The following is a 13,886-nucleotide window of genomic DNA, read 5'->3' as shown; positions in this document are numbered from 1 at the left end:
AGGGGGCCCGGCCCCCGACCTGGTGGATGGCAGGCCTGGGCCTGCCATTTTTCTTTCCTGATGAGCATTGTCTCAATTTAGTTGTCGCACATTGCGTCAAACACTCTATGATCCCCCTCCGTTTCGTATGGGAGTTGATAATGTTCCGCCGCTGCTGTCGTCTCATCCTGCTATGTGGTCTGGCTTTCTGGAGCCTGATGGTTGCGGCTGCGCCGGCGCAACTGGACCAGAGCAACTTCACCCTGGACGAACTGCACTGGCTTGCCACCCATGATGAACTGGTCGTCGGCATGCCTTCGGCGGCCTGGCCACCCTATGTCTATACCGATGGGCGCGGCAACTTCACCGGCCCCCTGGATGAGTTCGCCTCCCAGATTGCAGCCAGGCTGGGGGTGAGCCTTCGCTACCGTGCCTATGCCAACAATGCGGCGGTCCAGCAGGCCTTGCTGGATGGCAAGGTCGACATGTTGATCGGGGTGGCTCCGAGCCCGACCCGCACCCTGCAGATGCAATTTACCTCCGAGCTGATGGCACTGCCCCGGACCGTGCTGCTGACGGGGGGGAGGGAGAGCCTCTCCCTGGAGGAGGCCTATGGGGTGCGCTGGGTCTGCGTCTTCGGTGTCAGCGCCTGCGATGAGCTGCTGCGCCTTGGGATCTCGAACCTGATCACGGCCGACAGCCGTGACGAGGCGATCTTCATGCTCAAGGAGGGCAAGGCGGATGCCTACCTGGCCGAGCTGCCCATGCTGAACAGGCTGCAAGCCATGGCGGGCATGGCGCTGGCCAGGATCGACTGGATGAGGGATACCTCCCTCGCCATGGCCGTGGCGCCCAGGAATGATGTCTTGCAGGGATTGCTGGAGCGGGCCCTCGAGGATATCTCTCCCCTCGAGCGTCGCGCCATTCTGGAGGCGGGGGATATCCTCGACTATGCCCTGGTGAAAAGGAGCAGGGAGATCGTCTTCAATCCGCAGGAGCAGGCGTGGCTGCAAGCACATCCGGTCATCCGCTACGGGGTTGCCCCGGATTGGCCCGGGATGAGCGAGGTGGACGACAGGGGGCGGCTCAAGGGGCTCATTGCCGATCTGCTGACACTGATGAGCCAGCGTGCCGGGCTCCAGTTCACCCTGGTGCCGACCCGGAGCTGGGCCCAGAGCATGGCGCTCTTCCAGGATCGCAAGCTGGATCTCATCCCGGCCATGACTCCCACCGCGGAGCGTCAGCAGTTTGCCCGGTTCACCCCCAACTACGCGTCGATCAACCGGGTGGTCGTGGCGAGGCAGGGGATGGCCGAGCTCACCGCCGCCAGGGCACTGAAAGGGCACAGGGTGGGCATGGTGGGGGGCTCGGTGGAGCAGGTCTTGCTGAACGAGGTGGGGGCCATCGCCGTGCCGGTGGCCAGCGATGCCGAATTGCTGCCCCTGCTGGACCAGCAGAAGGTCGACTATGTGCTGATGAGCACCACCACCCTGGAGCAGTCGCTGCAAAAGGGATTCAGCGACCGCTACCAGGTGGTCTTCTCCGGCAGCGACCTGCGGGTACCCATCGCCATGGCGACCCAGTTGCAGGACCCCATGCTGCAGCAGATCCTCACCAAGGTGCTGATCGCCATTCCCCCCGACGAGCTCTCCGCCCTGGAGAAAAAGTGGCTCTCCCTGACCATACAGACGGGACTGGATCCGAAGACGGTGCTGCTCTGGTCCTCCCTTGGCGGCGGCATTTTCCTGCTCTGCCTCTTGCTGTTCATGGGCTGGAACCGGACGTTGCGCCGCCAGATCAGCCAGCGGCGGGAGGCCGAGCGGCGGCTCGAGGAGCAGCTGGTGTTTGTCCAGATGATGCTGGATGCCCTGCCCAACCAGGTGGTGCTGACCAACGAGCGCTATGAAGTGGCAATGACGAACCGGGCGTATCGGCAGATGTTCCTCGGCGGGGAGAACCTGACGGGCTCCTATGAGCGGTTGCTCCAGGATCGACTGCCCGAGTCGATCCGTGCCAGGGTGATGGAGGAGGATGCCAGCGTCTGGGAGAGCGGAGAGGAGCTTCATGGCCGGGGCGAGATCCGGTTTGATGACGATCGCCTGCACCAGATGATCTACACCAAGCGGCTCTTTGCGGGGCCCGATGACAAGCGGCTCGGGATCCTGACCGTGCTGACCGACGTGACCGAGCTGGAGCAGGCGCGGTTTGCGGCCCAGGAGGCGCAGACCCGGCTGACCCAGATCACCGACAGCATGCCGGGTCTGGTCTATCAGTATCACTGGCTTGGGCCGGGCAAGGGGCACTTCCTCTACACCTCGCAAGGGGTCAGGGAGATGGTGGGGGTCGAAGAGGAGCAGGCCGGCATGGCGGTCACCGGTGCCTCCATCCTGGGGCTGACAGGCAAGGCGCACCAGGACTTCGTGGCCACGGTGGATCGTCATGCCCTGAGCATGCAGCCGCTGGATCTCGAGGTGGAGATCCGGCGCCAGGGGGAGGCGGGCTATTTGCAGATCCGTGGTCACTTCGTTCACCAGGAGGGGCTTGAAGGGGTCATATTGAACGGCGTGGTGCAGGACATCACCAAGCTCAAGCGCCAGGAGCTGGAGCTGCGCCAGGCCAGGCGGGTGGCGGAGGAGGCGACCCAGGCGCGCAGCCGCTTCCTCGCCACCATGAGTCATGAGCTTCGCACTCCCATCTCCGGCATGCACGGCATGCTGGAGCTGCTGCAAATGAGTGCGCTGGACGACGATCAGCGCTACATGTTGCGCAATATCTCGACCTCCACCAACCACCTGCTCTATCTGGTGAACGACATCCTGGACTTCTCCAAGATGGAAGCCGGACAGTTGCAACTGCACCCCCATCACTGCCGCCTGACCTCTGTGATTTGCGATGTCATCCGGGGACATGCGGCCCTGGCCTATGGCAAGGGACTCATTGTGACGCTGCGGTGGGGGAAGACGGTGCCGGATCTGGCCTGCATCGACGGGATCAGGGTGGGGCAGGTGATCTCCAATCTGTTGAACAACGCGGTGAAGTTCACCGAGGCGGGGGCGATCGCCATCCAGGTGGATTATGAAGACGACCGGCTGGCCTTCCGGGTCCGGGATACCGGGATCGACATCGCCCTGGAGCAGCAGCGCACCCTCTTCATCCCGTTCAAGCAGGTGGAGTCCGATACCAACCGCCGGTTTGGCGGCACCGGGCTCGGGCTTGCCATCTGTCATCAACTCACCCAGAAAATGGGGGGGAGCCTGAGCCTGGAGAGTACCCCCGGAATGGGCACCTGCGTGACTTTCACGTTGCCTCTGGCCGAGTGCCAGTGGGAAGCGCCCCCCCTGACCGGCCAGGTATGGTGGTGGTTTGGGGAGGATGAGGGGCTGGAATCGGTGATGGCCAGGCTGGGCGCCAGACTGGTTCGCATGGAGGCACACCATTGGCAGCAGCCCCTCGAGGGGCATCTGCTGGCGCAGGAGAATCACCTGGAGCAGGCCCTTGGCAGTGACTGGCTGGCCTGTTTGCAGCGTTCGAACCTCAAGGGCATAGTACTCTCTCCCCATGAGGCCCTGCGGGGACGCATGGGTGGTGACGCCTGGTGGCGACTGGGACAATCGCCCCTCTACCCCGATCTGTTGCTGGAAACCTGCCAGTCACTGTTCAACCAGCAGGCGAGCCAGTCGATGGGGATGGAGGGGGAGAAGCTCAGGGGGCGGGTGCTGGTGGCGGATGATCACCCCGTCAACCGGGCATTGCTGACGAGGCAGCTCGCTATCCTGGGGCTCGAATCCGAGGTGGTGGAAGATGGCGAGGAGGCGCTGCGCGCCTGGCAGGGGCAGGACTTCGCCCTGCTGCTGACCGACTGCCACATGCCGGTGATGGATGGCTATGCCCTCACGCGAGCCTTGCGGGATGCCGGGGACAGTGCTCCCATTATCGGGGTGACGGCCGATACCTCTGAGGAGGCGAGCCAGCAGATGCGTGATGCCGGCATGAACGACATGCTGTTCAAGCCCTACAGCCTGGATGCCCTGAGCCAGACCCTGGGACGCTGGTTGCCGACTCAGGAAGAGCAGCTCGCCTCGGAGGCGCCCCGGCAAGCCAGGGTTCAGCTACCTGGCATAAGCTGGTTGACCCTGTTCGGGGATGAGGCGGTGGCTCGCAGCATGGCCAGCGAATACCTGGAAGCCAACGAGCAGGATGGCGAGGACATGAGGCTGGCGCTGGCCAGCCAGGATACCCAGGCGCTGGTGGAGACGGCACATCGCATCAAGGGGGCCGCGCGCATGGTAGGACAGCAGGCATTGGCAGAGGAGGCGGCCCGGCTGGAGGCGGCAGCCAGATTGAAACAACTGGACAAGCTCGATGACCTGGCCAGGGCGGTACAGGCATTGATGGACTCTATCAGAGGTGAAACGGGGTTATGGCTCGATGAATAGCGCACGGCATGAGTTGGCGATCATGGTGGTGGAGGATCACAACTTCCAGCGCAAGGCCCTGATGCACCAGATCCGCGGACTGGGCTACGGCAACCTGCTGGAGGCGCAGGACGGGGAGGAGGCGCTGGCACAGTGCCAGCACCACAGGGTCGACATCCTGTTCTGCGATCTGCGCATGCCGGGCATGGATGGCATGGCGCTGCTGCGCCGCCTCTCCCTTGGCGGGTTCCGCGGCGGCATTGTGCTGTGCAGCGCCCTGGAGGATGACGTGGTCGATGCCGTGCTGCGCATGAGCCGGGCCTATGGCCTGCAGGTGTTGGGGCGCATCGAGAAACCCGCGTCTCCCCAGCAGATCGCGCAGCTCATCGGTGCCTGGCGGCCCCAGCAGGTGCGCAGCCAGGAAGAGGATGGTTATCACCTGACCCTGGATGAGCTGCGCCGGGCGCTGGATCAGGACCAGTTGCTGCCCTGGTATCAACCCAAGGTGGGTTTTCACAATGGGGAGTGGCTCGGCATGGAGGCGCTTGCCCGCTGGCAGCACCCCGAATATGGCCTCATCTCGCCGGCCCGTTTCATCCCGCTGGCGGAGCACAACGGGCTCATCGACCCGCTCACCGAAGTGATCATCGGCAAGGCGCTGCGGGACGGCCACCTGTGGGAGAAGACCGGGCTCTCCCTGAACCTGTCGATGAACCTCTCTACCACCTCCCTCATCGAGGGGGATCTGTGCAACACCCTGCTCAGCCACTGCCAGCGCTGGAGCATCAACCCCGAGCTCATCACCCTCGAAGTGACCGAGAGCGCCTTCGTCAAGGATCTCGGCAAGTCGCTGGAGGTGCTGACCCGCTTGCGGATGCACGGTTTTGGTCTCTCCATCGATGATTTCGGGACCGGCTACTCCTCCATGCAGCAGCTCGCCCTGCTCCCCTTTACCGAGTTGAAACTGGACAGATCCTTCGTGGATCGCTGCTATGAAGATCCCTCTCGCCTAGCCATCATCGAGTCCAGCATCGAGCTGGCTCGCAAGTTGGGCTTGAAATCGGTGGCCGAGGGGGTCGAAGATGAGGCGACCTGGCAATTGCTGGCGAAGCTGGGGTGCGATCAATGCCAGGGCTTCTTCTCCGCCCGTCCCATGCCCCGCGAGGAGCTGATGGGATGGCATCAGGGTTGGCAGGCTCGTTTGCCCGCGCTCATCAGACGCTAATCCCGGGCAGGATGCCCGACGAATTCCAAGGATGGCCATGAAAATATCAAGCAAGTTGTTGTTGAGCTTCTGTTTTATCAACCTGCTCATCATTCTCTCCTCCGCCCTTGTCTATCATCAGCTCGGCCGGATCGAAGGCTCGCAAGATGCCTTGCTGGCCCAGGCCCTGCCCGCCCTGCAGCGGGACGAGGCGAGCCAGAAAGCCCTGATTGCCACCGTTTCATCCCTGCGGGCCTATCTCATCCTCGGCAAGGATCCGGCACAGGGTGATCGCATCAAGCAGGAGTGGGAAGAGGCCTGGCACGCCATCGAGCGCCAGCGTTTCACCCCCGACCTGACCCGGGCACTCAAGGATTTCAAGGGGGCACAGTCACAGGTGTGGGCCCTGGCTCACACCGAAGAGAACCTGCCCGCCCACACCCTGATGCTGCTGGAGGCCGGCCCCCTGGCGGAGTCGGCCCTCGATCAGTTGCAGTCTTTTGCCAATGAAGAGGTGGCAACGCCCCAGGCGACGTTGCCCGGTGACAGGCGCCTGCTGCTCAAGCAGGTGGGGGATGCCTACAACAGCCTGGGCAATGCGCTCTCCGCCCTGCGGGATTTCCTCATCTCGGGGGAGAAGGAGTACCTGGACAAGTACCGGGACTACTACCAGTTTCACCAGCAGCGGGTGGCCGAGCTGAAGCAGCAAGAGGCCAACTTCACCGAGGCACAAAAGGGGCTCTGGACGCTCTTTGAAGAGATGTCAGCCCCCTTTGCCGAGCTGGTCGGCCAGGTGATCGAGAAGCGCCAGGCCCCGGACTGGGACAGGGCCAACCACCTGATGGCCACCGAGATAGAGCCCGCCCTGACCCGGCTGGCGGATCAGCTGGCGACCCAGGTGACCCATACCCGTGCCGAGGTGGACAAGATGGCGGGGGAGATGGCGGCCGCCAGTCAGACCATTCACCGCACCCTGCTGCTGGCCACCACCAGCGTCATCCTGCTGGGCACCCTGGTGGCCCTGCTGTTCAGCCGGCGCCTGACCCGGGACATCGCCAGCCTGGTGAAACGGGCGGGCCTGGTGGCCGATGGCCGCCTCCCCGTCACCCCCTTGCCCGTGCTTCGTCAGGATGAGCTGGGAGGGCTCACGGGCTCCATCAACCGGATGTCGGCACAGTTGCGCGAGCTGGTGGGGGAGATCCAGGGGGCGGTCGGTCAGGTGGAAGGGGCTGGCCGCGAGGTGGGCCAGACCACCAATGCCATCGTGGATGATCTGGCGAGCCAGAATCAGCGGCTCGATGCGGTGGCAGCCGCCATCGAGCAGATGTCGGTCAGTACCCGGGATGTGGCGGGCAACATTGCGGACGCGGCGGGAGCGGCTCGCCAGACCGAGCAACAGGCAAGGGAGGGGGAGCAGGCCCTCGCCCGCATGGGGACCACCATGGCGCAGATTGGTGCCATGATTGCCCAGGCAAACCAGGCGATGACGCAGCTCAGCAGCCAGAGCGAGCAGGTGGGGAGGGTCACCGAAGTGATCGCCACCATCGCCGAGCAGACCAACCTGCTGGCACTCAATGCTGCCATCGAGGCGGCGCGGGCCGGTGAGCAGGGACGGGGATTTGCCGTGGTGGCCGATGAAGTGAGGCAGTTGGCCAGCCGCACCAGCGCATCGACCATGGAGATCAACCAGACCATTGCCAGCATCCAGCAGCAGACCCGGGAGACCGCGGATACCGTGGGCAGCGGTACCCTGCTGGTGGAGCAGGGGCGCGGCGCCGTGGCCTCGGTGACCGAGACCCTGGAGTCGATGGCGACGCTGGTGCAGGATCTCAGCGGCCAGCTTGCCGCCATCGCCACCGCCACCGAGCAGCAGTCAAGGGCGGCGCAGGAGGTGGCGGGCACGGTGGAGGAGATTGCCGGGCTCAGCCATCAGTCCAGCGAGCATGGCCAGCAGGGGGAGCAGATCGCCGCCCGCCTGACCCGGGAGACGGGGAGACTGACATCGGCCATCAGCCGATTCGAACTGGATGCCTGACGCAAGGGAGAGAAAAACGGGGCAGACCTCTGGGTCTGCCCCGTTTTTTTCGGCCCGACAACCTGGTGGTGGAAGGATGCACGACACAGGTGCGGTCCTGACCGATCGGGAGCAGAGGAATGGTGTCTTGTGTACTGCCCTGTGGCTCTTTCTGCTGGCAGAACGGGTCACTCCAGGCGGCGGAAGGCCTGGTTTTCGAAGCTGCTGCAGGTCTCCTGGTTGAGCAGGTTGACCAGCAGGATGGCCCGCTTTTCGCCATCCGGCTCCAGATAGATGGCTTCAAACCCGGCGAGTGGGCCGGATTCGATAAGTACCTTGTCTCCCTGGGTCGGCAGACGGGCATAGCTGGCGCGCGCCTCGTCGCTGTCGTCCCGGCTCATGAGCCGGTAGATCAGCTGGCTGCTGACGGGGGTCCACTCCTTGCCGAAGTGGATGATGCGACTGATGCCCCGGGTCGATTTCAGGGTGACCGGGGTGACCTCTTCCAGATCCACGTAGATGAAGAGGTAGTTGGGGAACATGGGCTCGCGCTGGGGCACGCGCTTGCCTCGCCGCAGTTTTTCAATCTCGACCATGGGGTAATAGGATTCAACGCCCTGGGCTGCCAAATGGGCGCGGGCGCGGGCCTCTTCCTTGGGTTTGCAGTAGGCCAGATACCATTTCTTCATTGTTGTTCTGTTTTTCGTGTTGCCGTGCTTGTGGCTATGATAACGGGGGTAAAAAAAAAGGCCACGCTTGACGTGGCCTTTTTTCCAGAGTGAGTGATTACCAACCTTTCACCAGACCGCCCTTGAACAGCTCGGTCCCCTTCTTGAAGACCTCGTCGGTCTGGAAGGACTGAACGAACTCCTTGACCTTCTCGTCGTCCTTGTTGTTCTCGCGAGCAACGATCAGGTTGACGTAGGGGGACTCCTTGTCTTCGACAAACAGGCCGTTCTCGGTCGGGGTCAGACCAATCTGACCGGCGAAGGTGTTGTTGATGATGGCCAGATCCACGTCTTCCAGGGAGCGCGGCAGTTGTGCGGCTTCCAGCTCGACGATCTTGAAGTTGCGCGGGTTGCTGGCGATGTCCAGTACGGTCGCTTCCAGACCGGCACCCTCTTTCAGCTTCAGCAGGCCCTGCTTCTCCAGCAGGATCAGGGAACGACCCAGGTTGGTCGGATCGTTCGGCACCGCGATCTGGGCACCGTCTTTCAGCTCGGACAGGGCCTTGACCTTCTTGGAGTAACCGGCGATCGGGTAGACGAAGGTGTTGCCGACCGGCACCAGCTTGAAGCCGCGATCACGGATCTGGGCATCCAGGTAGGGCTTGTGCTGGAAGGCGTTGACGTCGACGCTGCCGTCGTTCAGGGCCACGTTCGGGGTGACGTAGTCGGAGAAGGTGACCACTTCGACGGTCAGGCCGTATTTTTCCTTGGCCACCTTGGCCGCGGTCTCAACCAGCTCGGTCTCGGGACCGGCGATGGCGCCCACCTTCAGGGTCTTGTTCTCTTCCTTCTGGCCGCAGCCGACCAGTACCAGGGTTGCCAGCAGCGCAGCTGCTGCGGATTTGATGCCCAATTTCATAAAAACCTCCTGTCAGAAATCGACGATTAACGATGATCACATTGTTTGACCAGGCGCTCACCCGCGCTCTGGATGAGTTGAACCAGCACCACCAGAATGACCACGGTGACCAGCATGACGGTGGGATCGAAACGCTGGTAGCCGTAGCGAATACCCACATCACCGAGACCACCGCCTCCGATGGCACCTGCCATGGCGGAGTAGTTCACCAGGGTGACGAGGGTGATGATGACGCTGTTGAGGATCCCCGGCAGGGCCTCGGGCAGCAGCACCTTGGCGATGATTTGCAGGGGTTTGGCCCCCATGGCCTTGGCCGCTTCCAGCAGGCCGTCAGGCACCTCCATCAGGGCCCCTTCCACCAGGCGGGCGATGAAGGGAATGCAGCCCACGGTCAGCGGCACGATGGCGGCGATGGTGCCGATGCTGGTGCCGACGATGAAGCGGGTCAACGGAATGATGGCGACCAGCAGAATGATGAAGGGCACCGAGCGACCGACGTTGACGATGACGCCCAGGACCTTGTTGAGCAGCGGATTTGCCAGGATCTGGCCCGCCTTGGTCACGTGCAGCGCAACGCCGAGCGGCAGGCCGAGCAGGCAGCCGAACAGGGCGGAGGCAAACACCATGATGAGGGTGTCGCCCAGAGCCGAAATCAGCAGATTAATCATTGCTTCGGACATAACCCATTACCTCCAGCTGAATGTGGTTGTCGATGAGGAACTGCTGGGTGGCCTCGCACTGGGCCTCGTCCCCGAACAGTTCCGCCAGCAGGAAGCCGAACTTGACGCCACCGGCGTATTCGATGTCTGCGCTCAGGATGCTGATGTCGATGTTGAAACGGCGGCTCGCCTCGGAAATCAGCGGCGAATCCACCGTGGTCCCGGTAAAGCCGAGCTTCACCAGGGGATAGCTGCCGGGCACCCGGTCGCTACTCATCCGATCCTGATACTCCTGGGGCACTTCCAGGTGGATGGTGGAGTGGATGAAATCCCGGGCCAGCTGGGTCTTGGCATTGCTGAAGAACCAGGCCACTTCCCCCTGCTCGATGAGACGGCCGTCGCTGATGATGGCCACTTCGTCGCAGATCCCCTTCACCACGTCCATTTCGTGGGTGATGAGCAGTATGGTGAGCCCCAGCTTGACGTTGATCTCCTTGAGCAGGGTCAGGATCGAGCGTGTGGTCTGGGGGTCGAGGGCCGAGGTGGCCTCGTCGCACAGCAGGACCTTGGGAGCCGGTGCCAGGGCACGGGCGATGGCGACGCGCTGCTTCTGGCCGCCGGAGAGCTCGGACGGATAAGCGTGGGCACGGGCTTCCAGCCCGACCAGGGCCAGCAGTTCGCTGACCCGGCTCTGGATCTTGTCCTTGCTCCAGCCCGCCAGTTCCAGCGGGAAGGCGATGTTGGCGGAGACGGTGCGAGAGGCCAGCAGGTTGAAGTGCTGGAAGATCATGCCGATCTGGCGGCGAGCCTGAGTCAGATCCCGCTCGCTCAGGGCGACCAGGTCCTGGCCATCGACGATGACCTGCCCCTCGGTGGGGCGCTCCAGCAGGTTGACGCAGCGGATGAGGGTACTCTTGCCGGCACCGGAGGCACCGATCACCCCGAAGATCTTGCCTTGGGGCACATGCAGGCTCACGTCACGCAGGGCGTGCACGGCATCACTGCCTTTACCGTAGACTTTGTTGAGACCGATCAACTTAATCATGGATTCTTCCGTGCTAACAGCCTTAAAGCACAGGGCGCTACAGGCGGGTAAATTGGGCAGAGGTTTCACTGGGTAGCTCTGTCATCATGGAGGATGATGCTAAGATGTCCGGATGGCTGTGTCAACGCATGTTTTTACGTCTAGACGTCTAAAAAATGGATAAGGATTCCCGCCATTTGACTATGGTGTGGAGGTATAACCACCAGCATCAATATTAGATTCCGATTTGATGACTCTAGTCCGAATATAAGCTGGTAAATATATTTTATGTCGTCGATTTGATGTCTCCCCTTCGGACAAGATGCCCGGTCGTCCGGGCAGCATCGCTGCCGGTTTCCCCTTCCTCCTGCCGTCTCTTTTTCTGTTTTCTTTTCCATCTCCTTGATGCAGAACAATAAATGACCAGTTCGTGGCCGTGTCGACATGCCAGCTCCCTATACTGGCTGCAGGTGGATGCCAGGAGGGAGGCGAGATGCGATTCCAACAGATCAAGGACCTGATGCTCTATCTCGAGGAGCTTCATCATCGGCAAGGGCACATTTACGGACGCCAGATCCCCCGGGTGGATGCTGAGCGCAGCAGGATGTTGCTGGCCTATCTGCAAGGGCGGGAGGATGCCGCGGCGGCTCATCTACACGATTATCGCGAGCAGATGGGAAGCGCGGTGAAGGAGACCTGGCTGGATCAGGGATTTGGCGAGGATCTGCTGGCCGAGGGGGATCGTCTGGCGCTGCCCGCCACAACCCAGCCCGCGGAGATAGTGGCCCTGGTGTCACGCCAGGAGGAGAGGCTCATCGGCGAGCTGGAACGTCTGGCCCGGGAGTGCCCCACGCCCGACACGGCGGCGCTGCTGAAAGCCCTGGCCTCCATGGCCCAATCCCGCCTGACCCGTCTGGTACACGGTGCTCATCGCCTCGACGATCTTTGAGCCCGGATGAGAGAGACCCGGCACGGGCCGGGTCTTCTGATGTTGCTGGCGGTCAGCCCCCTTGCCGGGCCGCGCCATAGAGGGCGGCGCCTATGATGCCGGCCTGGTTGAGGTTCGCGGCCGCCACCAGGGGAGCCCGGGTCTCAATCTTGTCGATGAACTTGTCGAGCTTGGCGGCGCTGCCGCCCCCCAGGATGAAGAGGTCGGGGGAGAACAGAAACTCCAGGCGAGCCAGGTATTTGTTGAAACGTTTGCCCCAGCGGCCCCAGGAAAGATCCTCGCGCTTGCGCACCGCATCGGAGCAATAGTGTTCGGCCACCATGCCTTCCAGCATCAGGTGGCCCAGCTCGGTATTGGGCAGCAACTGGCCATTGACGAAGACGGCGGTACCGATGCCGGTGCCGACGGTGATGAGAATGATGACCCCCTGGCGATCCTGCCCGGTGCCAAAGCGCATCTCCGCCAGACCGGCCGCATCGGCGTCGTTCAGGACATGGCAGGGCAGGCCGGTCACATCGGCAAACAGGTGGGCGGCATCGGTCTCAATCCAGCTCTTGTCGATGTTGGAGGCATTCTTGGCGATGCCGTTGTGGATGGTGGCGGGAAACCCGCACCCCACGGGCCCCTTCCATTGGAAGTGCTCGACCAGCGCCTTGAGGGTGTGTGCCACGGCGGCCGGGGTTGCCGGTTGCGGTGTGGCGATGCGGTGGCGTTCGCCAATCAGCTCCCCGGTTTCGGTGTCGACCAGGCAGCCCTTGATCCCGGACCCCCCAATATCTACTCCCAGCATCTGCATCAGAATCTTCCTTTTATTGTGCCGATGTTCAATGGTCGGCAGAGCATGAAAAAATGGCTGCGATCCGGCAAGAGCCAGATCACTTATGCGTGATCCGGCAGACCTTTTTCGATGCAGCGGATCAGCAATCGCGTCTTTTTATTCTCTTCCTGCTGACGCCTGGCCAGGGTCGCCAGCGCCCACTCGATATGCTCGGCTACCATGGGCGCCGCCTCAGGCAACGCCTGTTGCAGGGCGGCCAGGACCTCGCTGCTGGCCGGTCCGTTGCCAAGGGCCACCGCCAGGTTGCGGCGCCAGCGCTGATAGCCGATGCGGCGGATGGGGCTGCCTTCCGTGTGCTTGAGAAATTCGGCCTCGCTCCAGCGCCACAGCACTAGCAGGGGAGGGCGATGCAGGTCGGGACGGGGGCTGAAATCGGGTTCGGGGCTGGCATCAGCATAGCGGTTCCAGGGGCAGATGAGCTGGCAGTCGTCACAGCCATAGATGCGATTGCCCATGAGCGGCCTGAACTCCTCGGGAATGGGGCCGTCATTCTCGATGGTGAGATAGGAGATGCAGCGCCGTCCGTCTACCACATAGGGGGCGATGATGGCACCGGTGGGGCAGATATTGATGCAGGCCACGCACTTGCCACACAGCTCCTTCTCCACCGGGGTATCCACGGGCAGCGGCAGGGCGATGAGCAATTCTCCCAGAAAGAAGAAGGAGCCGGCGGACTCGTTGATCAGCAGCGAGTGCTTGCCCACCCAGCCAAGGCCCGCCTTGGCCGCCAGCGGCCTTTCCAGAATAGGGGCCGAGTCGACGAAGGGGCGCCACTCGCCCAGGGTTTGTCCCGCCGCCCGCAACAGGGTGTCGCACCGCTGCTCGATGCGCTCCCCCAACTGTTTGAGCCGGTTGCGCAGCACCTTGTGGTAGTCGCGGCCGAGGGCATAGCGGCTGATGTAGCCGAGGGTGGGATCGCGCAGGGTGGCGGCAAAGCCCGCCTCGAACGGGAGGTAGTTCATCCGCACCGAGATGACCCGCAAGGTGCCCGGCAACAGCTCGTGGGGGCGGGCCCTCATCATGCCGTGGCGCGCCATGTAGTCCATGGTGCCGTGATAACCGGCATCCAGCCAGGCCTGCAACCTCGGCTCTTCCAGGGTGAGAGCGGTGTCGGCGATGCCGACCTGGTCAAATCCTAGCTCCCTTGCCCAGAGCTTGATATCGTGGGCCAGTTGCGCAAGTTCGGCAGCCGTCATGCAGCATCCCCCCTCTGCCTG

General features: G+C 62.8%; 10 protein-coding genes. 4 read left to right on the top strand and 6 right to left on the bottom strand.

Translation table 11 applies throughout. The features are described from left to right. The first annotated feature begins 140 nt into the window (after positions 1-140). The 3 genes from C3F36_RS06000 to C3F36_RS05990 are packed head-to-tail and all read left to right on the top strand — an operon-like array spanning position 141 to position 7,633. A complete protein-coding gene (locus C3F36_RS06000; protein WP_199769674.1) occupies positions 141-4,415 on the top strand; it encodes a transporter substrate-binding domain-containing protein in 4,275 nt (1,424 codons plus the stop codon). Continuing rightward, positions 4,408-5,619 carry an EAL domain-containing response regulator gene (locus C3F36_RS05995; RefSeq protein ID WP_041214588.1) on the top strand — a complete coding sequence of 404 codons (1,212 nt, stop codon included), beginning with the start codon at positions 4,408-4,410 and terminating at the stop codon, positions 5,617-5,619. The genes C3F36_RS06000 and C3F36_RS05995 overlap by 8 nt, the downstream gene beginning before the upstream one ends. Positions 5,620-5,656: 37 nt before the next feature. Further along, a complete protein-coding gene (locus C3F36_RS05990) occupies positions 5,657-7,633 on the top strand; it encodes a methyl-accepting chemotaxis protein (RefSeq protein WP_043152548.1) in 1,977 nt (658 codons plus the stop codon). A 167-nt stretch (positions 7,634-7,800) separates the two neighbouring features. Here the strand turns inward: C3F36_RS05990 and rfaH are convergent, their stop codons facing one another. The 4 genes from rfaH to metN form a co-directional block, all read right to left on the bottom strand. Next, positions 7,801-8,301, bottom strand: coding sequence for a transcription/translation regulatory transformer protein RfaH (rfaH, locus tag C3F36_RS05985; RefSeq protein ID WP_010673182.1), 501 nt, complete (start codon positions 8,299-8,301; stop codon positions 7,801-7,803). 97 nt (positions 8,302-8,398) lie between these two features. After that, positions 8,399-9,199, bottom strand: a complete 801-nt coding sequence (metQ, locus tag C3F36_RS05980; protein WP_010673183.1) for a methionine ABC transporter substrate-binding lipoprotein MetQ — start codon at positions 9,197-9,199, stop codon at positions 8,399-8,401. Between the two features lie 26 nt (positions 9,200-9,225). Then, a complete protein-coding gene (locus C3F36_RS05975) occupies positions 9,226-9,879 on the bottom strand; it encodes a methionine ABC transporter permease (RefSeq protein WP_029313844.1) in 654 nt (217 codons plus the stop codon). Further along, complete coding sequence (metN, locus tag C3F36_RS05970) at positions 9,860-10,903, bottom strand: methionine ABC transporter ATP-binding protein MetN (protein ID WP_039040957.1); 1,044 nt, start codon at positions 10,901-10,903, stop codon at positions 9,860-9,862. The genes C3F36_RS05975 and metN overlap by 20 nt, the downstream gene beginning before the upstream one ends. Positions 10,904-11,375: 472 nt before the next feature. Between metN and C3F36_RS05965 the strand changes: the two genes are divergently transcribed. Further along, positions 11,376-11,831 carry a hypothetical protein gene (locus C3F36_RS05965; protein WP_010673186.1) on the top strand — a complete coding sequence of 152 codons (456 nt, stop codon included), beginning with the start codon at positions 11,376-11,378 and terminating at the stop codon, positions 11,829-11,831. Between the two features lie 52 nt (positions 11,832-11,883). Here the strand turns inward: C3F36_RS05965 and ppgK are convergent, their stop codons facing one another. Both ppgK and queG read right to left on the bottom strand, forming a co-directional pair. Next, positions 11,884-12,627: a polyphosphate--glucose phosphotransferase gene (gene ppgK, locus C3F36_RS05960; RefSeq protein WP_010673187.1), complete on the bottom strand. Its 744-nt coding sequence runs from the start codon at positions 12,625-12,627 to the stop codon at positions 11,884-11,886. 83 nt (positions 12,628-12,710) lie between these two features. After that, complete coding sequence (queG, locus tag C3F36_RS05955; RefSeq protein WP_104454701.1) at positions 12,711-13,865, bottom strand: tRNA epoxyqueuosine(34) reductase QueG; 1,155 nt, start codon at positions 13,863-13,865, stop codon at positions 12,711-12,713. Positions 13,866-13,886 lie beyond the last annotated feature (21 nt).

The sequence above is a fragment of the Aeromonas sp. ASNIH2 genome, from assembly GCF_002934795.1.
GTDB classification, from domain to species: domain Bacteria; phylum Pseudomonadota; class Gammaproteobacteria; order Enterobacterales; family Aeromonadaceae; genus Aeromonas; species Aeromonas caviae.
Note: the sequence above shows the minus strand (reverse complement) of the source record. Positions and strands in the feature narration are given on the sequence as shown.